This is a genomic window from Roseicyclus marinus, from assembly GCF_030163795.1.
Classification (GTDB): domain Bacteria; phylum Pseudomonadota; class Alphaproteobacteria; order Rhodobacterales; family Rhodobacteraceae; genus Roseicyclus; species Roseicyclus marinus.
Genome location: NZ_JASJOF010000003.1, coordinates 115,527 through 136,312, shown reverse-complemented (window position 1 = coordinate 136,312; position 20,786 = coordinate 115,527). Strand labels below are relative to the sequence as shown.

Sequence of the window (20,786 nt, the reverse complement as noted above, 5' to 3'; positions counted from 1 at the left end):
ACCGCCGCGGGCGCGCCGACTACACGGGCGCGACGCTGTGCTGATCCGGGGGGCCTGAGGATGGACGGAATACTGGCGCTTGCGGCCGGAAACCTCCTGTCGCCGATAATCCTGTTCTTCGCGCTGGGCCTGCTGGCCAGCCTTGCCCGGTCCGACCTGTCGATCCCCGAGGCGATCGCCAAGGGCATGTCGATCTACCTGCTGGTTTCGATCGGCTTCAAGGGCGGGGTCAGCGTTTCGGATCACGGCATCGACGCAACGCTGCTGCTGTCTTTGGTGGCGGGGCTGATCCTGTCCTTCAGCATTCCGCTGATCGCCTTTGCCCTGTTGCGCAGCATGACCCGGCTGGATGTGACCGATGCGGCAGCGGTCGCGGCGCATTACGGATCGATCTCCATCGTGACCTTCGTCGCGGCCACATCGGTCATCGGCTCCGCGGGCCTGACGTCCGAAGGCTACATGGTCGCCGTCGCCGCCGTGATGGAGGCGCCCGCGATCCTGTCGGCGCTTTGGCTCATCGCGCGGTTCGGCAAGGCTGGCGCAGAGATGGAAGAGGGGTTGATGCGGGAAATCCTGCTCAACGGGTCCATCGTTCTGCTGGTCGGCTCTTTCGCCATCGGCTGGATCACCGGGGCGGAGGGGATGGCGATGATCTCGCCTCTAATCGTTGCGCCGTTTCAGGGGGTGTTGTGCCTGTTCCTCCTCGACATGGGGCTGGTCGCAGGCCGTGGCCTGCGCGATGCGCGGTCGGTCCTGACACCCGGCGTTTTCCTCTTTGGGGTCATCATGCCGCCCATCGGCGCGAGCCTTGGGTTGATGGCGGGGCTTTTGCTGGGCCTGTCCACGGGTGGCGTCGTGCTGTTCATGACGCTCTGCGCCTCGGCCTCCTATATCGCGGTGCCCGCCGCCATGCGCGTCGCCCTTCCCGAGGCCAACCCTTCCGTCTATCTCACCTTGTCGCTCGGGGTGACCTTTCCCTTCAACCTGACGCTGGGCATCCCGCTCTATCTCGCGGTGGCCAGCCTCGTGACCGGAGCCTGACAGACATGCAGACCCACAAGGCGAAACGGGTCGAGATCACCATCGAGGCGGTGATGGAGACGCGGTTGACCAACGCCCTGGTCAAGGCGGGGGTGACGGGTTTCACCATCCTGCCCGTGCTGGGCGGGTCGGGTCGGTCGGGCCAATGGAGCCGCGAGGGACAGGTCAGCCGCGCGGGGGGCATGGTCAGCGTCGTCTGCATCATCCGGCCCGAACGGCTGGACGGATTGCTGGACGCGGCCTTTGCCGTGGTCGAGCGGCATATCGGGGTCGTCACCGTCACCGATTGCGAGGTTTTGCGCGCGGAACGGTTCTGAGGCGCGGTTTACCCGGCCTTAACCAAACTGGCCGAGGCTGCGGGCATGAGTGCAATGCGCCGCCTGATCCTTGACCTGCCCGAGCCCCTGTTCGCCGCCCTGTCCGAGGCGGCGTCAGCAAAGGGCCGCAGCCTGCACGAGGAATTGCGCCATCGATTGCGGAAATCGCTGCCACCCGATCCCTGCGCCGTGACGCGGTCCGGACGGACCGAGGAACGGCTTCTTGCGCCCGTCCGGGCGCGCGTCGCCGCCGATATCGGACAGGCCACCGGGTGGGACGATCTTCAATCCCGCATGCGGGCCAAGGGCTACATCTTTCGCGAACGCGGCGGCGGGCTTGCGCTCCACCGCCTGTCCGACGGCGAAAGGCTCTGCAAAGGGTCCGAGATCGGGGCGGCCTATGCCGATCTGATGCGCCGGTTTCGCGCGCCCTTTCCGGGGCATTCCCACCGACACCTCGTTCCCCGCATTCTCGGCGGCGATCCGGCCGCAACCCCCGTGATGCACCCCGACCCACCGGTCTGGGACGATGACGACCCTATCCTCATCGACCCCGATTGACCGTCACGGCCACCAGGTCAGCACCTGCCCCTCGGGCCATTCCAGCGTGACGCCCATCTCGATCAGCTGTGTCTCGCCCGGCGCGACGGTCAGGTTCCACGCATGGATGCCGCGCCGGTCGTCGATGTCGCGCGCATCGGGCGCGGGGGCAAGTGTCACGTCGATGTCCAGATCCTCTTGCTCGGCAAAGGGGGTGGCGTAGATCAGCCGGACCTCTTCCGCGCTGCCCGATGTGTTTTCCACCCCGAAAGCGATCGCGCGGTCCTGCGTGTTGGAGGTGGTGAAGACGCCCCGATCCCCTTCGGCCAATGTCCGGTCGATCCAGACCAGCCGCAGGTGATCGAGCGGCCCGAAGGCCAGTTCCATCTCGGCCCCGGCGGGGATCATCGTGGTCATGTCCTCCCCCACCAGCGCGCCATCGCGGAAAAAGGCGGCATGTCCCGGCAGGATCGGCTCGCGCGTGTCGTTCCGCCCGCTGGCGACGAGGAAGGCCGTGTCATCCACGCGCGGCACGGCCCGCGCCTCTGTCTCCGTCGCAAGGGTCAGGGTGTCGAGCGGCAGAACCGCCGCGCCCGCCGGCCCGATGCTGACAGGGTCGCGCAGGACATAGCTGAGCGACAGACCCTCCACGGCCACCGTCGCCACCGGTTCGGCGGCGATGACGGGCGCGGCATCGGCCATCTCGAGGGCGAAACCCCCGATACGGCTGGTTTCCATCGCGATGGGCGGTGCGGGTTCCATGATCCGCGCGGGCGTGGGGTAGACCTCGGACGGGCTGCGCTGCCGGTTCGGTTCGGCGGTCGAGACGGTGACGTCCACATCCTGCCAATGCGCATCGCCATCGGTGTAGAGCGTGACATAGCGCGCCACCTCCAGCGCGCCGGTCGCGCTGTCGAGGCGGAATTCGTAGGACGGCTCCCACCCCGCATTGAAACTCAGATACTGGAGCATCAGGTCCGCCGTGGTTTCCGTCTCGGCGGTCACGCGCACCTCGACACCCTCGAAACCGGGCCCAAGCGGGCGCAATTGCGCGAGCGCGTTTATGGCGCGGTCCAGCTCCGTCTGCCGGTCTTCCACGGCCCCGGTCAGATCGCGGCGGGCGATCTGCGCGGCGAGGATGGCGGTCTGAACCCGCTCCGTCTCTGCACCCAATGTGGCCAGAAGCTGGGGCAGCGCCGCAAGATCGGCGGGCATGGCCGCGCCCTCCGGCCCGCCGCGCGACAGGGCGGACAGATAGGACAATTGCGTCTCCAGCGCGCGCAGCCCGGCATCGGCCGCCGCCAGATCGTCCTGCGCCAGCTGCAACGCAGTCTCGGCCTCCGTCACGGCGGCGCGCGCGGCGGCCTGTTCGGCATCGTCGAGCGCGCCCTCGGCGATCAACTGGCCGGAAAAGGGCTGCGGCACGCCCAGCGACAGACCTTCCGGGCCGGTGATGCCGATGCGCTCGGCCTCGGCCGCATCGGGCATGGCGATCAGAAGCCTGTGGGTGCCTGCGGGAATCGTGACGCTGCCCCGCCGCGTGATCTCGGCGCCTGACAGAAAGACGGTCGCGGCGTCGATATCGGCGCGGATCACGATGTCATCGGCAAGGGCGGCGGTCCCGCACAGAAGGGCAGCGGTCAGGCTCAGGGCAAAACGCATGGTCGGATGTTCCTTGGTGGCGACGGTCCCGCCACAGGGGTGCGCCTTTCGCGTCTGTCGCACAATAACACGATGACCGATGGCCGCGCTCCGGCGGCGCTTTGCCCACGGGCAAAGAAAAACGGCTGGCCAGACAGGGTCCGACCAGCCGCTTGAATTCTTGGAAAAAAGACCGATCAGCCCTTTTTCAGGACGCGATTGCCCAGCGTTTCGGCGATCTGCACCGCGTTCAGCGCCGCGCCCTTGCGCAGGTTGTCGGAGACGCACCACAGGTTCAGGCCATTGTCGAGCGTGCTGTCCTGACGGATGCGGCTGATGAAGGTGGCGTAATCGCCCACGCATTCGATGGGGGTGACGTAGCCGCCATCCTCGCGCTTGTCGATGACCATGATACCGGGCGCTTCGCGCAGGATATCGCGGGCTTCTTCCTCGTCGAGGAAATCCTCGAACTCGATGTTGATCGCTTCGGAATGGCCGACGAAGACTGGAACGCGGACGCAGGTCGCGGTGACCTTGATCTTGGGATCGAGGATTTTCTTGGTCTCGACCACCATTTTCCATTCTTCCTTGGTCGACCCGTCCTCCATGAACTTGTCGATGTGGGGGATCACGTTGAAGGCGATCTGCTTGGTGAACTTGGCGGGCGCGCGTTCCTGACCGGGCACATACATGCCCTTGGTCTGATCCCACAGCTCATCCATGCCAGCCTTGCCTGCGCCGGAAACGGATTGATAGGTCGAGACGACGACACGCTTGATTTTTGCACGATCGTGCAAGGGCTTGAGCGCCACCACCATCTGCGCGGTGGAGCAGTTGGGATTGGCGATGATGTTCTTTTTCGCGTAGCCCTCGACCGCCTCCGGGTTCACTTCGGGAACCACCAGCGGCACTTCGGGATCGTAGCGGTAGAGCGAGGAATTATCGATCACGATGCAGCCGGCCTTGGCCGCCTTGGGCGCGTAGATCGCCGTCGCCTCGGAGCCGATGGCAAAGAGCGCGATGTCCCAACCGGTGAAATCGAAGGTATCAAGATCCTTTGTTTTCAGGGTCTTGTCGCCAAAGCTGCATTCGGTGCCCAGCGATTTCCGGCTGGCCAGCGCGACGATCTCGTCCACGGGGAATTCCCGCTCGGCGAGGATGTTCAGCATTTCGCGGCCCACGTTGCCCGTGGCACCCGCGACGACGACTCGGTATCCCATGATCCTTGGTCCTTCGGGGTAATGAATGGCTGCGCGCTTACAGGAGGTGCCTAGCGAGGGGAAGGGGCAGCGCGTCGCGGTCTGAGCGGGATGTGGCGGAAAAGCCGGGAAAAAGGGCGTAGGCTTCGCGTCGTGATCCTGTAGGGAATCTGTCGTGCATTCGTAACGACAGGGACACCACGCCCTCGGTGCGGCTTGACTTGTGGCCCGCGAGAGCGCATGTGCCCCCCATGTCGCCGCGCTGCCGCGTGAGCAGTCGGAGGGTGGACGCAGATAACCAGCGTCCCGAACACCTGACGGTGACAGATGAAAACCCCAGTTCCCATTCACGCAGGGTTCTGACGATCGCGGACCGCATGAGCGGCCCGGTCGCACCCTTCGTTCGCCTCGTGCCGCATTTTGCGTGCGCCGGGGCATCATCTGCGGCGCGCGCATGGATGCGGCGCCCGAAAGGATATGATTTGTTCGATTTCGACATGCTGGGCCTGAACAAGGTTCTGCTCAACGCGCTCAAGGCCGGCGGCTTTGACAAACCCACCCCGATCCAGAACCAGGCGATCCCGCTGGCGATGGACGGTCATGACATTCTGGGTCTTGCCCAGACCGGCACCGGCAAGACGCTAGCCTTTGGCCTGCCGCTGATTGCCCATCTGATGGAAGCGGATACGCGCCCCCAGACCCGGACGGCGCGTGCGCTGATCCTGGCCCCGACGCGCGAACTGGTGAACCAGATCGCCGACAGCCTGCGCCATTTCACCCATAACACCCCGATCAAGATCGCCACCGTGGTCGGCGGCCAGTCGATCAACCGCCAGATCGGCACCTTGGCGCGGGGCGTCGACATTCTGGTGGCGACACCGGGGCGTCTGATCGACCTGATGGAGCGGGGCGCGGTCGATTTGCGGCAGGCCCGGCACCTTGTGCTGGACGAGGCTGACCAGATGCTGGACCTCGGGTTCATCCACGCTTTGCGCCAGATCGCGCCCAAGCTGGGTTCGCCGCGCCAGACCATGCTGTTTTCGGCCACGATGCCCAAGCAGATGGAAGAGCTGTCGCGTGCCTACCTGACCAATCCGCGCCGGGTGCAGGTCGCGCCTCCGGGCAAGGCGGCCGACAAGGTGACGCAATCGGTGCGTTACATGGAAAAGGCCGACAAGCCCAAGGTCCTGCGCGAGATCCTGAGCCGGGATCCCGAGGCGCTGACGCTTGTGTTTGCCCGCACCAAGCATGGCGCGGAAAAGCTGATGAACGGGCTGGTGGCCGACGGGTTCAACGCGGCCTCGATCCACGGCAACAAGAGCCAGGGCCAGCGCGACCGCGCGATCAGCGGGTTCCGGGATGGCCGGATCAACATTCTGGTCGCCACCGATGTCGCCGCGCGCGGCATCGACATTCCGGGCGTGGCCTATGTGATCAACTACGAATTGCCCGACACGCCCGATAATTACGTCCACCGGATCGGCCGGACCGCGCGGGCGGGCCGCGAGGGCGAGGCGATCGCGTTTTGCTGTGCCGAAGAGGTCGATCTGCTGGTCCAGATCGAAAAGCTGATGAAGGTGGAGATCCCGGTCGCATCGGGCACGCGCCCCAAGGCCGTGAAGATGGAAAAGCCGCAGCGTGGCGGCGGTGGCCGTGGTCGCGGTCCGGGGCAGGGACAGGGCAAGCCGAAACCCGCCCATGGCCGGCCCTTTGCCGATGCCAAGCCGAAGGGCCGCCGCCCGCGTCGCCGCGCGGCCTAAGCCTGTCGGGCCTCAGCCCGTCCTGTCCTCGGCGCGGCTGTAGATCGCCAGCCCGACGAGGATCAGCAGGCCGATGATCCCGAAAAGCGCGCCATAGGCTTCGGCCGGGGCGCGCGTCTGGGACAGTGCGGCGAAGGTGGGGCCGGATGCGAATTGCATCACGCCAGCCCCGCCCATTCCGAACAGGTTCAACAGCGTCACCCCCCGCCCCGTCAGGTGCGGGGGGCAAAAGCTGCGCCCGTGGCTTATGACGATCGGGTAGGACGCGCCCAGAACGCCGATCGCGCCAAAGAGCGCGATGGCGGACCAAAGCCCACTGGGCGGCATCACCCAGAATGACAGAAGCAGGATCGCGACCAACCCGTTGCCGATCAGGATGGGCCGCTTGCGGCTGCCGAAGATGCGGTCGGCAGGACCGTAGAGGAAATTGCCGGCCACCATGGCAAGCCCCATCACCAGCGTCGCCATGCCGATCTGCGACAGGTCGGCCCCGAATCTGTCGCTGACATAGGGGCTGATCCAGAGCCCGCGGAGCCCTGCGGCAGGGGCGTAGCAGACGAACATCATCACCATCAGCGGCCAGAGCGCGGGCATTTTCAGCAGGTCGAGGAGCGATCCCCGCGCCTCACCCACGGGCTTGGGCGGGTCTCGGACGAGGATCGCGATGGCCAGTGCCATCAGGGCCGTGAAGGCGGCGAAGGCCCACACCGTCTGCCGCCAGCCGAACATCTCGATCAGGGCGGCAAGCGGGGCCGCGGACATGATGTTGCCGAGCGAGGACAAGCCCACCGTCACGCCGGCCAAGGTGCCGAAGACGGCCGCCGAGAATTGGCGCGCGTAGATGTAATAGGTCGACATCAGGACCGGGGCACAGCCCATCCCGATCATCACCATGGCCAGCGTGATCGTCCCCGGCCCCTGCGCAGAGGCGAAGAGCGCCGCGCCCCCCGCCGCCCCGAACAGGAACAGGAAAGAGGCCGTGCGGCGCGGCCCGATCGTGTCGAGCGCCCAGCCCACCGGCAGCTGCATCAGGGCGAAAGCCGCGAACCACAGCCCCGAGGCCCGCGCCAGATCGCCGGTCGTGGCCCCGATCTCGGCCTCCAGCACCGGAGCCAGAACCGCCAGAAAGGCGCGGTAGAACTGGCTGAGCGTATAGGCCACCACAAGAAACGCGATCCCGGCCCGCATGTCTGTTCCCCCGCCCTTCGGTGTTGCGGCCGACCCTGCACCGGGAGCATGGGCGCGACAAGCGGGCGCGGTTCCCGATCTATTTTGTCAGGATTGTTGACACGGGGCGCGGGATGCTGTTCAAGGGCCGCGACCCAGCTGAGTATTTCAGTCAGGTATATGACGTGGACAACAACGGAGCCTTCTCCATGAACCGCACCCTTGCCGCCCTGATGGGCACGGCCATCGCGGCCTCGACCTTGACCGCCGCGCAGGCGCAGGAGCTGAACCTGTATTCCTCGCGCCATTACGATACGGACGAGCGGCTCTATTCCGATTTCACCGAAATGACCGGCATCACGATCAACCGCATCGAAGGCAATGCCGACGAGCTGATCGCGCGCATGCAGGCCGAGGGCGAGAACAGCCCCGCCGACGTGTTCCTGACCGTGGACACCGTGCGGTTGGCGCGTGCGACCGAGATGGGCCTGCTTCAGCCGGTCGAAAGCGAGGTGCTGGAGGCGCGCATTCCCGCCTATCTGCAAGATGACGACAACAACTGGTTCGCCTTCTCGCAGAGGGCGCGGATCATTTTCTATGACCGGACCGACGTGGCGAACCCGCCCCAGACCTATCAGGATCTGGCCAGCCCGGACTACGCAGGCCAAGTCTGCATCCGGTCGGCGTCGAACGTCTATACCCAGAACATCACCGCGGCCCTGATCGCGCATATGGGGGCCGAAGCGGTCGAGGATTGGGCGACCGCCGTTGTCGGCAACTTCGCCCGCGCCCCGCAGGGCGGCGACACCGACCAGCTGCGTGGCATCGCGTCCGGCGAATGCGACATCGCGATGTCGAACACCTATTATTTCTCGCGCATCATCCGCGAAGGCGATGACCAGATCACGCCCGAGCAGCTGGCCAATATCGGTTGGGTCTTTCCGAACCAGAACGACATCGGCGCGCATATGAACGTGTCGGGGGGTGGCGTTGCCGCCCATGCGCCCAACCGCGAGAATGCGATCGCCTTCCTCGAATACCTCGCCTCGGATCAGGCGCAGCAGTATTTCTCGGCCGGTAACGACGAATACCCGGCGGTCCCGGGCGTGGGCCTGTCGCCCTCGGTCGCGGCGCTGGGCATCTTCCGGCCCGACGCGATCGACCTGAGCGACATCGCGGCGAATGTCGGCATGGCGGTCGAGGTGCTGAACAGCGCCGGCTGGGAATGATCCCGGCCAAGGCCTGAGATCTGGACGGGCGCTCCGAAAGGGGCGCCCGTTTCGGTTTTCGGGGATGCGGCCCTTGCCCCGCGACGCCGCCCGGCGGACGCTGCCTGCTCGCCCTTTCGGTCGGTCCGGCTATCTTGACGCCGGCGGCTCCAGCCCCGAAGGACGGGCCGCGAAGGCGGAGCGGGAAGAAAATCATGAAATTCTGGACGGCGATTGCCCTGATCCTTGTGCTGTCGGCCGTGGGCCTGACCTACGAGATCGCGGCGGGGCGGGTGTTGGCGCCGTTCTTCGGGACATCGCTGGTGACCTGGACGGCGGTGATCGCCACGGTTCTGGCGGGCTTTTCGCTGGGCAATGCGCTGGGCGGGTTCATGGCCGAGCGCGAGCGCGCGGTGGCGCTGCGGCAGGTGCGGGCGGTTCTGGTGGTGACGGCGGTTCTGGCGGCGCTGTCGCCCATGATCCTGGGGCTGATCTACAGCCTTGGGGCGCGGGGCACGGGGGGCATGCTCATCAGCGTGATCTTGGCGTTTTTTCCGGCCTCCGTCCTGATCTCCGCACCCTCGCCCTTGCTGGCGCGGCTGGCGGTCGAGGCGCGGCCGGGCCGGGAGGGGTCGTCGTTGGGCATGGTGCTGGCGGCGGGATCGCTCGGGGCGATCCTTGGGGCGGTTCTGGCGGGGTTCGTGGCGCTGCCCTTTGCTGGGTCGGTGGCGACCTTCGCCGCCTGCGGCGCGGCGGCGCTCCTTTGCGTTCCGTTCCTGTGCGACCGGGGGGATGGCGGTGGGTCTGGACGCGGCGGGGAGGAGGCGGAAAAGCCGTCTGTCGCGCCCCTGATCCCCATTGCGGCGCTGGTTCTGGCCAGCGCGGCGTTGGGGCCGGTTTGTCGCTACGAATCCGGTCTGTCCTGCATCGACATCACCCGCACGGGCGGGGTCATCAGCCTGTATTCCGACCGCACGCATCAGGCGGCGGAACCCGTCTTGCGCGCCGATGCGGGGCCGGAGGCGCCGGTTGGTCTGGTCATTCCCTATACCCGCTGGATCTGGGCCCGGATGGATGCCGACCTTGGGCCAGCGGCATCGGTCCTGTTCATCGGGGGCGGGGGGTACACGCTGCCGACGCAGCTTTTGGCGTCGCGGCCCGAGGCCCATGCCATAGCGGTCGAGATCGATCCGCTGATCACGGAGGTTGTCCGCCAGCACCTGCCCCGCGCCGCCGCGATGATCACGGAAACCGGGTATAACGCTGGGCTGGAGATGCCGGGCACGGCATCATCCGGGCGGCTGGGGATCGTTCATGCCGATGGGCGCGTCTACCTGAACGAGACGACGCGCCGATACGATGCCGCCGTGATGGATGCCTTTTCCTCGGCCTCGGTGCCCGCGCATCTGGTCACGCACGAAACCTTTGCCCGGCTGCGCGAGATCGTGGCGGGCCCGGTTTACGTGAACCTGATCGACGCCCCGGACGGCCCGCTTGCGCGCGGCACCCATGCCATCCTGAGCGCGCTTTACCCCCATGTCGCCACCGTGCGTGGCCCGACCGGGCCGAACGGGCAGGGCAACGTGCTGCTCGCCGCCTCCGAGGAACCGCTGGCCCCGCTGGAGGAGCTGCCCGAGGGATACGAGATGGCCGAGATTTCGCCCGCCCGCGCGTTCACGGATGATCGGGGATGGGTCGGGTATCGGTAGGGATCGCGCCGGTCAGGCCGTCCGCTGTACCTGCCCTTGCGCGGCGTCGACGGCGTTGCGCATGGGCCGCCCCTCGCGCCCGATGCTCCAGCACAGGATCGCCACCGGGATCAGCCCGACCGCGCCGATCACGAGGCTTGGCACCGCCGCCTCGACCAGCCGTTCATCCGAGGCGAGGCGATGCGCCTGCACCGCCAGCGTATCGTAATTGAAGGGCCGCAGGATCAGGGTAGCGGGCAATTCCTTCATCACGTCGACGAAGACGATCAGGAGCGCGGTCAGGATCGAGGGTTGCAGGATCGGCACGTGGATGCGGCGCAGCATGGGGGCAGGCCCGTGGCCGAGCGTGCGGGCGACGGCGTCCATGTTGGGGTTCACGGTCGCCAGCCCCGATTCGTAAGTGTTCAGCGCCACCGCCATGAACCGCACCATGTAGGCCATGATCATCAGCCAGATCGACCCGGTGATCAAAAGCCCCGTGTCGATGCCGAAATTCGCCTCCATGAACCGGTCGAGCGCATTGTCGAAAGCGGCGAAGGGAAACAGAAGCCCCACCGCGATCACACCGCCCGGCACGGCATAGCCGATGCCTGCGATGCGTAGCGCCGTTTGTGACCCCTTGGTCGGATGCAGCCGCGCGTTGAACCCCAGCGCAATGGCGGCGGCCACCGTCAGCACGGCGGCGATGGAGGCGAGCGTCAGCGAATGCTGGAGAAAGGCGAGATAGCGGGGGGTGAACAGCAGTTGGCTCGCACCCGAGGCGAGGGACAGCAGAATGCCCGTGGGCAGGAGAAAGCCGAAAAACACGGGCAGACCGCAGACGGCGATGGCCCCGGCGGCGGCGCGGCCGCGCAGGCGCACAGGTTCCATCCGTTCGAAGCGGCGACCGGCGTCGTGGTGGCGCAGGTGGCGGCGCTGGCGGCGTTCCAGCGTGGCGAAGGTGAGCGCCACGACCAGAAGGCAGAGCGCCAGTTGCGCCGCCGCGCCCCGGTCGAAGAGGCCGAACCAGCTGACATAGATGCCGGTGGCGAAGGTCTGGACGCCGAAATAGGCCACCGTTCCGTAATCGGCGAGGGTTTCCATCAGCGCCAGCAGCACGCCGCCCGCGATGGCGGGGCGCGCGACGGGCACCGACACGCGGAAAAACGCGCCCCATGGACCCTGCCCCAAGGTGCGCGCGGCGATATAGGCCGTCGCCGATTGGCGCAGGAAGGCCGCCCGCGCGAGCAGGTAGACGTAGGGATAAAGGACGAGGATCAGCATCGCCGCCGCCCCGCCGAGGCTGCGGATTTCGGGGAACCAGTAGTCGCGCGGGCCCCAGCCCATCACCTCGCGCAGGGTCGATTGCACCCAGCCGGGATGGTCCAGCAGATCGGTATAGGCATAGGCCAGCACATAGGCCGGAAAGGTCAGCGGCAGCGCCAGCGCGATCTCGAACAGGCGCCGCCCCGGAAACCGAGTAGCGGTCACAAGCCATGCCGTGGATGTGCCGATGACCGCCGTGCCGATGCCGACGATCACCACCAAAAGCGCTGTGGTCCCCGCATAACGCGGCAAGACGGACCCGGCGAGGCTTGTCAGCGTGCCGATGCCACCGGTCAGGGCGGCCACGGCCACGGCGGCCATCGGCAGGATGCAGATCGCGGCGGCTGCCCATGCAAGGGCCGACAGGCGGCGGGATCGGGTGGTTTTAGCCATCGGCGGGGTTGTTCTTTGACGGGTCATCCAATCCGACACCTTTTGTCGGGATTTCCCGCGAATGCAAGCGACCGGGCAGGGGATGGGCGGCTCTGTCGCAAAAGCTTCACTTGAGCGCTGCCATTTATTCGGTATTTCGAGAAATATGGAAATAATGCTTACAGACCGATTCGCCGCCCTCAGCCATCCGGCCCGTCTGGATGTCGTGCAATTGTTGATCCGCCGCTACCCCGACAAGGTTCCGGCGGGCGAGATTGCCGAGGTGCTGGGGCTGAAGCCCAATACGCTCAGCGCCTATCTGGCTGATCTGATGCAGGCCGGGCTGATCACGCGCGACCGGATTGGCACCTCGCTGCGCTATGCGGCCGACATGGATGGCTTGCGGATGATGACCGACGGCCTGTTACGCGATTGTTGCCGTGGCCGTGCAGACCTTTGCCCACCCCTTTCCCTGTCCGCCCCTGACGGAGACCGCATCATGCCCAACGGCCGCTACAAGGTCTTGTTCATCTGCACCGGCAATTCCGCCCGGTCGATCTTTGCCGAAACGATCCTGCGCGAGATGGCCGGCGACCGGTTCGAGGTGTTTTCCGCCGGAACCCAGCCGCAATCGGCGTTGAACCCGATGGCGGTGGAGATGCTGCGCCTGAAGGGGCATGATACCGCGGCGCTGCGGTCAAAGAACCTGTCCGAGTTTCAGGGCGCGGGCGCGCCGGTTTTCGATTTCGTCTTTACCGTCTGTGACCGCGCCGCGAACGAGGCCTGCCCGCCCTGGCCGGGTCAGCCCATGTCGGCGCATTGGTCGACGCCCGACCCGGTGAAGGCGCAAGGCACCGAGGCCGAGCGGATGCTGGCGTTTCAGTCGGCCTATGGGATGCTGCGCAACCGTATTCTGGCCTTCACCGCCCTGCCTCTCGATACGCTGGACCGGATCTCGCTCCAGCGCGCGCTGGATGGGATCGCCAAGACGGAGGGCGCGGCATGACCACCTATGCGCTGAACGGGCTGGGCCGGATCGGGAAACTGGCGCTCAAGCCGCTGTTGGAGCGGGGGGTGAAGATCGCCTGGATCAATGACGCCGTGGGCGATCCGGCGATGCATGCGCATCTGTTGGAGTTCGACACGGTGCATGGACGGTGGCAGGCCGACATCACCGCCGATGCCGACAGCATCACCATCGATGGCACGCGCCTGCCGGTGTTGGCCGAACGCGACCCGGCCAATCTGCCGCTTGCCGGCGTCGACGTGGTGATCGATTGCACGGGCGTGTTCAAGACGGCGGCCAAGATCCAGCCCTATTTCGACGCGGGCGTGAAGCGCGTGGTTGTCAGCGCCCCGGTCAAGGACGGCGGTGCGGCCAACATCGTCTATGGCGTGAACCACGACATCTATGACCATGCGGTGCACCGGATCGTCACGGCGGCCAGTTGCACCACCAATTGCCTGGCCCCCGTGGTCAAGGTGATCCACGAGGCGATTGGCATCCGTCACGGTTCGATCACCACGATCCATGATGTGACGAACACGCAAACCATCGTGGACCGCCCGGCCAAGGACCTGCGCCGCGCGCGGTCGGCGTTGAACAGCCTGATCCCCACCACCACGGGCAGCGCCACGGCGATCACGCTGATCTACCCGGAGCTTAAGGGAAAGCTGAACGGTCATGCCGTGCGGGTGCCGCTGCTCAATGCCTCGCTCACCGATTGCGTGTTCGAGGTGGAGCGGGAAACGACGGCGGAGGAGGTGAACGCGTTGTTCAAGGCGGCGGCTTCGGGCCCGCTTGCCGGTATCCTCGGCTACGAGGAGCTGCCGCTGGTCAGTGCCGATTACACCAACGACACCCGGTCGGGCATCGTGGATGCGCCAAGCACGATGGTCGTGAACGGCACGCAGGTGAAGATCTACGCCTGGTATGACAATGAAATGGGCTATGCCCATCGGCTCGTCGATGTCGCCCTGATGGTGGGCGCGGCCCCATGACCGCATCCGCGCGCCCGGAGGGTTTCGCCGCCTATGTGGCGGTGACGGCGGCCTATTGGGCCTTCATGCTGACCGATGGCGCGCTCAGGATGCTGGTCTTGCTGCATTTCCACACGCTGGGCTTTTCCCCGGTACAGCTCGCCTACCTGTTTCTTCTATACGAACTGGCGGGGATCGTGACGAACCTGTCGGCGGGCTGGATCGCCGCGCGCTTTGGCCTGACCGCGACGCTTTATGCCGGGCTGGGGGTGCAGATCGTGGCGCTTCTTGCGCTGGCGCAACTCGACCCTGCGTGGGGCATCGCGGCCTCGGTCGCCTTTGTGATGGTCGTGCAGGGCCTGTCGGGCGTGGCCAAGGATCTGGCCAAGATGTCGTCGAAATCGGCGGTCAAGCTGTTGGCCCCGGCGCAAGGTGGCGCGCTATTTCGCTGGGTCGCGGTCCTGACCGGGTCAAAGAATGCGGTCAAGGGGTTGGGCTTCCTGCTGGGCGCGGCCTTGCTGGCGCTGGCCGGGTTCGTGCCTGCGGTGCTGAGCATGGCAGGGGTTCTGGCCGTGATCCTCGTGGTGATCGTGCTGCGGATGCCATCGGGCCTGCCCGTGGGTCGCAAGGGCGCGAAATTCACCGAGGTCTTTTCGAAATCCGCCAATGTGAACTGGCTGTCGGCGGCGCGCGTGTTCTTGTTCGGGGCGCGGGATGTCTGGTTCGTCGTGGGCATCCCGATCTATTTCTACGCGGTCCTGTCGGATGGCACGGTGGCGGGCAACCGCGCGGCGTTCTTCATGATCGGAAGCTTCATGGCGGGCTGGATCATTCTGTACGGCGCGGTGCAGGCCACGGCGCCCCGCATTCTGCGGGCCGAGGCGCGGGGTGATGCGGCGCTGATCGGGCAGGCCTGGCTTTGGGCGGGGGGATTGGCGCTTTTGCCTGCGGCGTTGGCCCTGCTGGTCTGGGCGGCGGGCGCGCCTGCGCCATGGCTGACGGCGGTTGTGGTCGTGGGGCTGTTGCTGTTCGGGGCGGTTTTCGCGGTGAATTCCGCCCTCCATTCCTACCTGATCCTTGCCTTCACCCGGGCCGAGCGGGTCACGATGGACGTGGGCTTTTACTACATGGCCAATGCCGCCGGGCGGCTGCTTGGCACGCTTTTGTCGGGGCTGTCCTACCAGTTGGGCGGGCTGCCCGCCTGTCTCGGCACCGCGTCCGTGATGCTGGCCTTGAGCGCGCTCGCCGCCCGCCGTCTTGATCCGGTCGCGCATTAACGCGGCGTTCAGACCTGCCTGTTACATCCGCCTGCATGGCTGGAAACGAGACGCGCCCCCTGATCGTGAAACGCAAGAAGGTGATCGCCGGGGGCGGCCACCACGGCGGCGCCTGGAAAGTGGCCTATGCCGATTTCGTCACCGCGATGATGGCGTTCTTCATGCTGATGTGGCTCTTGAACGCCACCACAGAACAGCAACGCAAGGGCATCGCCGATTACTTTTCCCCGACGATTCCGATCACCCGCATCTCGGGCGGTGGCGACGGGGCATTCGGCGGCGACAGCCCGTTTTCCGAAACCTCCGTCGCGCAAAACGGCACGGGTGCCACCAACCTGCGCCCGACGGAGGGGCGGCAGAGCCTTGGCCTTTCGGGCACCGACCACGCCGAGGCCATGGCCGAGGAGGCGGCCGCACTCGAGGCGTTGGAGGCGGCACTGACCGGCGACAGCGCCCTGCCCGAAAACCTGCTGGCCCACGTCCAGACGCGGTTGAGCGACGAGGGTCTGGTGATCGAGATCTTTTCGCGTCCGGGTCAGGCGATCTTTGACCCCGACACCGGCCAGCCTGCGGTATGGCTGCCTGACCTTGCCGCGGTGATGGCCGATCTTTTCGGCACGGTCATCAATGACATCGCGCTGGGTGGCCATGTGGCCGCCGAACCCGTCGTCGTGGCCAGCGAGACGCGTTGGCGCGTGTCGACCGATCGCGCGCAACTGTTTCGCGCGATGCTTGAGGCGGGCGGCCTGCCCCCCCGGCGCATCCGCCGCGTCACGGGTCATGCCGACCGTGTGCCGGTCACCGCCAATCCCATGGCACTGCGCAACGACCGGCTGGAGGTGATCGTGCTGCGCCGCGACCTCTAGCTGCGGCGCGAAAATGGGTCGGATTTTACACGTTAGGACGGCGTTAAACCTTGGGGCCCATGGTCGGCCAAAACCCTGATGCAGCAGAAAGGCGCATGAGATGACGATTTCCTCCTCGCTCAATTCCGGGGTCGCGGGCCTGCAGGTGAATGCCAGCCGATTGGCCACCATCGCCGACAACATCGCCAATTCCAGCACCTATGGCTACAAACGGGTGGTGGCCGATTTCCATTCGCTAGTGATCACGCAAAACGATGGCAGCTATTCGGCCGGTGGCGTGCGCGCCTCCACGTCGCGGATGGTCGACCAGCGCGGCACGCTTGTCACCACGACCAACCCCACCGACCTTGCCATCGGCGGGCGTGGCATGTTGCCGGTCACCAGCGCCGCCGCGCTGAACGGCCCAGGCGACGATCTGCCGGTGCGGTTGATGACCACCGGCTCCTTCCGCCCCGATGCCGAGGGGGTGTTGCGCACCCAGACCGGGGAGGTGTTGATGGGCTGGCCCGCCAATGCCGATGGCTCGATACCGAATTTCCCGCGCGACACCTTCGATGGGTTGCAGCCCGTAGTGATCAACTCCAACCAGTTCGCGGGCGATCCAACCACCTTCATGGAATTGTCCGTGAACCTGCCCGCCACCTCGACCGATGCGGGATCTGACGGACAACCCTTTGTCATGTCGGCGGAATATTTCGACAATCTCGGAACCTCCCAATACCTGGAAATCACCTTTTCCCCCAATGTCCCGGCCAGCGGGATGAGCCATGAATGGACGATGGAGGTGCGCGACAGCGCCTCGGGCGGGGCAGTGATCGGGGAATATGGCGTCACCTTCGACGATGCGCGCGGCAACGGCGGCAATCTCGACAGTGTCACGGTCCTGTCGGGTGGGGCCTATGACCCAGCGACCGGGCGCATCGCTCTGACCGTGGCGGGCGGCCCCTTGGACCTGCGCATCGGCCGGCCCGGCGATGCGGGAGGCCTGACGCAATTGTCCGACACCTTCTCGCGCGCGCCGGTGGTCAAGAACGGCTCTCCCGTGGGTGATCTCAGCCGGGTGGAGGTGGATGCCAACGGCTTTCTTCATGCCATCTATGACAGCGGGATCACCCGCGTGATCTACCAGATCCCCGTGGTCGATGTGCCCAATCTCAACGGGCTGACGACCGGCGATAACCAGACCTATTCGATCTCGCCCGACAGCGGCCAATTCTTCCTCTGGAACGCGGGCGAGGGGCCGACCGGCGAAATGGTGGGCTATGCGCGCGAGGAATCCGCCACCGATGTGGCCGCCGAACTGACCCAGTTGATCCAGACCCAGCGCGCCTATTCCTCCAACGCCAAGATCATACAGACCGTGGAATTGTCGCGGGCCGAGGCGACGGATTTCCCTGTGGAAATCTCGGATTGGGTCTTTTGCAGGCTCGTGTTCACCGATTTCAGCGTCTGCAACGCCACCATGGCGCTGGTATTGGTCAAGATGCTGGACATGTTCGTCCCCTTCCATGTTCTGGGCGCAGGTTCGGCGCCATGCGTGACCGGGGTGGCGCGACCTGTGTCGCCCGCCCCGTGGGAATGTCCTTCTGACACCTGCGACCCTGTGGTTCGGGTCACGCCACCCGTCGGGGTGCTTTCGCCAATCTCGGATCGGGTGCTGAAAAATCTCCTAATGGCGGGCTGAATTTCTTGCGGATTTTAGCGGTTGCGCGCCGCTCTCATCCACGCGCGAGGATTCGGCCTGGCGCGGCCATTGCCGCGCGCTGTCCGGCGCTGTCATAGGTTCCAAGGCCCGGTGACGCCGCGTCCGTCCGGCTGGCGCGGGTCCGCGCGACGGCCCCTGTGGCCGCTCCGATCAGCTCCGCGTTGCGGGCGGCCAGCCCGGCCAGCCGCGACAGATCCGACCCCGCCACAGGGGCGCGTGCCAGCCCTCGCAGCGCCGCCTCCAGCAGCTCCGGCATCGCGGCCAGCGCCACCAGATCGCCCGCCAGCAGCGCGCGCCGCTGTTCGACCAGCAGGCTTTCCACCCGCGACAATTCCCGCGCGGCACTCATGCCGGATCCGTTCCGCGCGTGCGCGCCACCAGCGCCTCGAACAGCTGTTCGGCCAGCCCGATGCCGCCCCGTTCTGCCAGCGCGCGCGCATGTTCCGCCCGCAAGAAAGAGCCGAACTGCTCCTCCCCCGCGCCACCGCCCAGCGTCCCCCGGCCTGCGCCGAATCCCGCCTGTTTCAGCATTTCCGACAGGAAACTCGCCTCCAACTCCCGCGCGACCCTGCGCAGCCTCTCGACATCGTCGCCCGGCGGGTCGCGGCCCGTGGCATCGGGTGCGATCGGGCCTTGGGGGAGGGAGGCTGGCAGCATCATGGCGATCTCCTCAATTCTAGGGATTTCGCCGAGCTTGGCAGGCGGACGTAAAGAAAACGTAAGGGGTTCGGGCGCGATACCGGTCCGGATCGAGGAAACCGGGGCCGTCCATGTCTGAGCTTATGTTCATCCTGTCGGGTCGCCCCGACCTGCCGCAGACGGGGGCCAAACCCGATTCGTCGCGGCCCGACGGCAACGGGCATGCGGCCTTCCTCGCCTTCCTCCTGCCGCCCGCCGGGGAAAGGGTAGCCGACGATGCCGCCGTGGCGCTGCCTGCGGCGCCCCCGCCCGTCACGTCGATGGAGGCCGCCGCCCCACCATGGCCCGCGCGTCCCGACGGACCGCAAGATGACGGGTACAGCACCTTCTTGGCCGCCAACGCCCCGCAATCACACGCCTCGCCCGACACCGGGACCGGTCCGCCGCCCCCCGAAACCGCCACGACCACGCCTGACCTCGTTGATCTTGCGCCCTATTCCCTCATCCCGACCAATACCGAAACATCGCTCTCGCCGGTCGATCCAACGCCGTCTGACCCGGCAGTTCCTCCCTTTCCGACGCTCGGTGGCGGCATCGTCTTCGCGGCCTCCACGCCGGGCCAGCCCATGCCTTCGATCGCGCCGACACCCCGCCATTCAGATACGCAAACGCAGCCTGTCACCCCACAGCCTCCCGGCTGGCTCGTGCAGCCAACGGGCGCGCCCCTGCCTCTCCACTCCATCGAGAAAAGCGGGGCGCTGCGGAAAGAGGGCACCGATATTGCCCCGTCGCCGGTATTTCCCCGCGAAACGGCCACCGCCGACCCGGAAACTCTTGCGGCCCCGCCCCTCTCCGCGCCGCATCCCGTCGTCGCCCCGACCCTGCCGCGGCCTGACGATACCCACCCAGCGCCCCGGCCTTTCACGATTGCGCCTTTTCCACCGCCACAGGCGATCGTGGCGTACATGGGAATCCAGCGCGGGGATCCTCCCCCGCCCCTGGCCCTCGCGTCGCACACGACCCCGTCACCGAACGCTTTCGGAACGGTGCCCGCGCTGAACCCGACGCAGGTTTCCAACCTGTCGAACCCGGAACCGCCCCGCGCCGAAGCCCGGCCCGCACCGCCACAGGGCCCATCGCTTGCCCCCGCCCCCTTGGGCGCGGCGCAGGCCACGCCAGCGCAGGCGGTCCCGCCCCCCGCCATCCCCCAAGCCGCGACACCGGGCGCATCGATGTTTCCTGCGCCGCCACCCCCGCCGATCATCACGCCCATCCCCGGCGCGGCAAAATCCGACGCGCCCGCGCCATCCCCAACGCCGAACACCGCCCCACTTGTGCAGCCTCCCGGCCTCGCCGCGCCGCCCGCAATCTCTGCGCCCCTCCCGGCCAGAGACCCGATTCCCGACGCGCGCATCACGGATGCCCGGGCAACGGACCCCTTGCCGCCCGCGCCAGCGGTTCCCCCTCACACCGTCATGCGCGGCCCGCTGGCGTCTGCCCCGCCGTACGGCGGCCCCAAACCCGCGCCTACGACCGTCGATCTTGCGCGCCCTGCGCCCGCCGACATCCCCCTCGGGGTCGAGGCGGCGGCGTCTCGCGTCGCCGATCCGCCGCCCAATGGCCCGCCCCCGACAGCGCCCTCCGCGCCGCAGGCCACGGCCGTCGCCGCCCAGATCCTCCGCACCTTGCAAGACGATGCCCCGCGCAGCCCCGGTGCGCCCATCGACATCGCGCTCGATCCGCCCGAGCTTGGCCGCCTCCGCCTTGCCCTGACCGAGGTCAACGGAACCCTCACCCTCAGCATCGTGGCCGAACGCCCGGAAACCGCCGACCTGATCCGCCGCCACCTCGCCCTTCTGGCCGATGAATTCCTGCGCTCGGGCCTCGATGCGCCCTCGGTGCAGGTCTCGCATCAGGGCGCGGGCGGCGGCGGTTCGGGCCGCGCGCCCCTGCCGCATCAGGGCGCGGCCGATGGCGCGACCGGCCCTGCGCCACCGCCCGCCCCGGCGCCCAACCGCGCCACCGTCGATGGCCTCGACCTCAGGCTTTGATTGTTCAGA

At 66.8% G+C, this 20,786-nt stretch carries 17 protein-coding genes and 2 pseudogenes; 12 read left to right on the top strand and 7 right to left on the bottom strand.

Annotated elements, in window-relative coordinates:
- The first annotated feature begins 60 nt into the window (after positions 1–60).
- From QQK63_RS05715 to QQK63_RS05705, 3 genes are read left to right on the top strand one after another with little or no spacing between them, the layout of a single operon-like run.
- A complete protein-coding gene (locus tag QQK63_RS05715) occupies positions 61–1,041 on the top strand; it encodes a sodium-dependent bicarbonate transport family permease (protein ID WP_277825352.1) in 981 nt (326 codons plus the stop codon).
- 5 nt (positions 1,042–1,046) lie between these two features.
- Complete coding sequence (locus tag QQK63_RS05710; RefSeq protein ID WP_277825350.1) at positions 1,047–1,358, top strand: P-II family nitrogen regulator; 312 nt, start codon at positions 1,047–1,049, stop codon at positions 1,356–1,358.
- A 45-nt stretch (positions 1,359–1,403) separates the two neighbouring features.
- On the top strand, positions 1,404–1,919 hold the full coding sequence (locus tag QQK63_RS05705) for a relaxase family protein (RefSeq protein WP_277825348.1): 516 nt from the start codon (positions 1,404–1,406) through the stop codon (positions 1,917–1,919).
- Between the two features lie 3 nt (positions 1,920–1,922).
- Here QQK63_RS05705 and QQK63_RS05700 read toward each other — a convergent pair whose 3' ends face one another.
- Positions 1,923–3,560: a DUF4139 domain-containing protein gene (locus QQK63_RS05700; RefSeq protein ID WP_277825346.1), complete on the bottom strand. Its 1,638-nt coding sequence runs from the start codon at positions 3,558–3,560 to the stop codon at positions 1,923–1,925.
- A gap of 176 nt (positions 3,561–3,736) precedes the next feature.
- Entirely contained in the window at positions 3,737–4,759 is a 1,023-nt protein-coding gene (locus QQK63_RS05695) for an aspartate-semialdehyde dehydrogenase (protein WP_277825344.1), read from the bottom strand.
- Positions 4,760–5,220: 461 nt separating this feature from the next.
- Here QQK63_RS05695 and QQK63_RS05690 point away from each other — a divergent pair, with 461 nt between their 5' ends.
- Positions 5,221–6,498, top strand: coding sequence for a DEAD/DEAH box helicase (locus QQK63_RS05690; protein ID WP_277825342.1), 1,278 nt, complete (start codon positions 5,221–5,223; stop codon positions 6,496–6,498).
- Positions 6,499–6,510: 12 nt separating this feature from the next.
- Here QQK63_RS05690 and QQK63_RS05685 read toward each other — a convergent pair whose 3' ends face one another.
- On the bottom strand, positions 6,511–7,686 hold the full coding sequence (locus QQK63_RS05685) for an MFS transporter (RefSeq protein WP_277825340.1): 1,176 nt from the start codon (positions 7,684–7,686) through the stop codon (positions 6,511–6,513).
- Between the two features lie 188 nt (positions 7,687–7,874).
- On the opposite strand from QQK63_RS05685, the gene QQK63_RS05680 reads away from it, so the two are divergent.
- Positions 7,875–8,894 carry an extracellular solute-binding protein gene (locus QQK63_RS05680; RefSeq protein ID WP_377133892.1) on the top strand — a complete coding sequence of 340 codons (1,020 nt, stop codon included), beginning with the start codon at positions 7,875–7,877 and terminating at the stop codon, positions 8,892–8,894.
- Positions 8,895–9,088: 194 nt separating this feature from the next.
- Positions 9,089–10,582, top strand: a complete 1,494-nt coding sequence (locus tag QQK63_RS05675; protein WP_277825339.1) for a fused MFS/spermidine synthase — start codon at positions 9,089–9,091, stop codon at positions 10,580–10,582.
- A 12-nt stretch (positions 10,583–10,594) separates the two neighbouring features.
- Here the strand turns inward: QQK63_RS05675 and QQK63_RS05670 are convergent, their stop codons facing one another.
- A complete protein-coding gene (locus QQK63_RS05670; protein ID WP_277825337.1) occupies positions 10,595–12,280 on the bottom strand; it encodes an ABC transporter permease in 1,686 nt (561 codons plus the stop codon).
- Positions 12,281–12,425: 145 nt separating this feature from the next.
- Here QQK63_RS05670 and QQK63_RS05665 point away from each other — a divergent pair, with 145 nt between their 5' ends.
- The 5 genes and pseudogenes from QQK63_RS05665 to QQK63_RS05645 form a co-directional block, all read left to right on the top strand.
- On the top strand, positions 12,426–13,265 hold the full coding sequence (locus tag QQK63_RS05665; protein ID WP_277825336.1) for an arsenate reductase/protein-tyrosine-phosphatase family protein: 840 nt from the start codon (positions 12,426–12,428) through the stop codon (positions 13,263–13,265).
- Entirely contained in the window at positions 13,262–14,260 is a 999-nt protein-coding gene (locus QQK63_RS05660; RefSeq protein WP_277825334.1) for an ArsJ-associated glyceraldehyde-3-phosphate dehydrogenase, read from the top strand. Before QQK63_RS05665 ends, QQK63_RS05660 begins: the two co-directional genes overlap by 4 nt.
- Positions 14,257–15,516: an organoarsenical effux MFS transporter ArsJ gene (gene arsJ / locus QQK63_RS05655; protein ID WP_277825332.1), complete on the top strand. Its 1,260-nt coding sequence runs from the start codon at positions 14,257–14,259 to the stop codon at positions 15,514–15,516. Before QQK63_RS05660 ends, arsJ begins: the two co-directional genes overlap by 4 nt.
- 35 nt (positions 15,517–15,551) lie before the next feature.
- Complete coding sequence (locus QQK63_RS05650) at positions 15,552–16,382, top strand: flagellar motor protein MotB (RefSeq protein ID WP_277825330.1); 831 nt, start codon at positions 15,552–15,554, stop codon at positions 16,380–16,382.
- Between the two features lie 100 nt (positions 16,383–16,482).
- Positions 16,483–17,703 (top strand): annotated as a pseudogene (locus QQK63_RS05645) (flagellar hook protein FlgE); the annotation flags it as partial.
- Between the two features lie 11 nt (positions 17,704–17,714).
- Here QQK63_RS05645 and QQK63_RS05640 read toward each other — a convergent pair.
- From QQK63_RS05640 to QQK63_RS05630, 3 genes and pseudogenes are all read right to left on the bottom strand, one after another.
- Positions 17,715–17,876 (bottom strand): annotated as a pseudogene (locus QQK63_RS05640) (flagellin N-terminal helical domain-containing protein); the annotation flags it as partial.
- A 224-nt stretch (positions 17,877–18,100) separates the two neighbouring features.
- Complete coding sequence (locus QQK63_RS05635; protein WP_277825328.1) at positions 18,101–18,436, bottom strand: hypothetical protein; 336 nt, start codon at positions 18,434–18,436, stop codon at positions 18,101–18,103.
- A complete protein-coding gene (locus tag QQK63_RS05630; protein ID WP_277825326.1) occupies positions 18,433–18,747 on the bottom strand; it encodes a rod-binding protein in 315 nt (104 codons plus the stop codon). Before QQK63_RS05630 ends, QQK63_RS05635 begins: the two co-directional genes overlap by 4 nt.
- Before the next feature lie 110 nt (positions 18,748–18,857).
- Here QQK63_RS05630 and fliK point away from each other — a divergent pair, with 110 nt between their 5' ends.
- Complete coding sequence (gene fliK, locus QQK63_RS05625; protein WP_277825324.1) at positions 18,858–20,777, top strand: flagellar hook-length control protein FliK; 1,920 nt, start codon at positions 18,858–18,860, stop codon at positions 20,775–20,777.
- Positions 20,778–20,786 lie beyond the last annotated feature (9 nt).

Coding starts and splice junctions, on each gene's coding strand:
- QQK63_RS05715 (WP_277825352.1), top strand. CDS start 61: ATGGACGGAATACTGGCGCTTGCGGCCGGAAACCTCCTGTCGCCGATA.
- QQK63_RS05710 (WP_277825350.1), top strand. CDS start 1,047: ATGCAGACCCACAAGGCGAAACGGGTCGAGATCACCATCGAGGCGGTG.
- QQK63_RS05705 (WP_277825348.1), top strand. CDS start 1,404: ATGAGTGCAATGCGCCGCCTGATCCTTGACCTGCCCGAGCCCCTGTTC.
- QQK63_RS05700 (WP_277825346.1), bottom strand. CDS start 3,560: ATGCGTTTTGCCCTGAGCCTGACCGCTGCCCTTCTGTGCGGGACCGCC.
- QQK63_RS05695 (WP_277825344.1), bottom strand. CDS start 4,759: ATGGGATACCGAGTCGTCGTCGCGGGTGCCACGGGCAACGTGGGCCGC.
- QQK63_RS05685 (WP_277825340.1), bottom strand. CDS start 7,686: ATGCGGGCCGGGATCGCGTTTCTTGTGGTGGCCTATACGCTCAGCCAG.
- QQK63_RS05680 (WP_377133892.1), top strand. CDS start 7,875: ATGAACCGCACCCTTGCCGCCCTGATGGGCACGGCCATCGCGGCCTCG.
- QQK63_RS05675 (WP_277825339.1), top strand. CDS start 9,089: ATGAAATTCTGGACGGCGATTGCCCTGATCCTTGTGCTGTCGGCCGTG.
- QQK63_RS05670 (WP_277825337.1), bottom strand. CDS start 12,280: ATGGCTAAAACCACCCGATCCCGCCGCCTGTCGGCCCTTGCATGGGCA.
- QQK63_RS05665 (WP_277825336.1), top strand. CDS start 12,426: ATGGAAATAATGCTTACAGACCGATTCGCCGCCCTCAGCCATCCGGCC.
- QQK63_RS05660 (WP_277825334.1), top strand. CDS start 13,262: ATGACCACCTATGCGCTGAACGGGCTGGGCCGGATCGGGAAACTGGCG.
- arsJ (WP_277825332.1), top strand. CDS start 14,257: ATGACCGCATCCGCGCGCCCGGAGGGTTTCGCCGCCTATGTGGCGGTG.
- QQK63_RS05650 (WP_277825330.1), top strand. CDS start 15,552: ATGGCTGGAAACGAGACGCGCCCCCTGATCGTGAAACGCAAGAAGGTG.
- QQK63_RS05635 (WP_277825328.1), bottom strand. CDS start 18,436: ATGAGTGCCGCGCGGGAATTGTCGCGGGTGGAAAGCCTGCTGGTCGAA.
- QQK63_RS05630 (WP_277825326.1), bottom strand. CDS start 18,747: ATGATGCTGCCAGCCTCCCTCCCCCAAGGCCCGATCGCACCCGATGCC.
- fliK (WP_277825324.1), top strand. CDS start 18,858: ATGTCTGAGCTTATGTTCATCCTGTCGGGTCGCCCCGACCTGCCGCAG.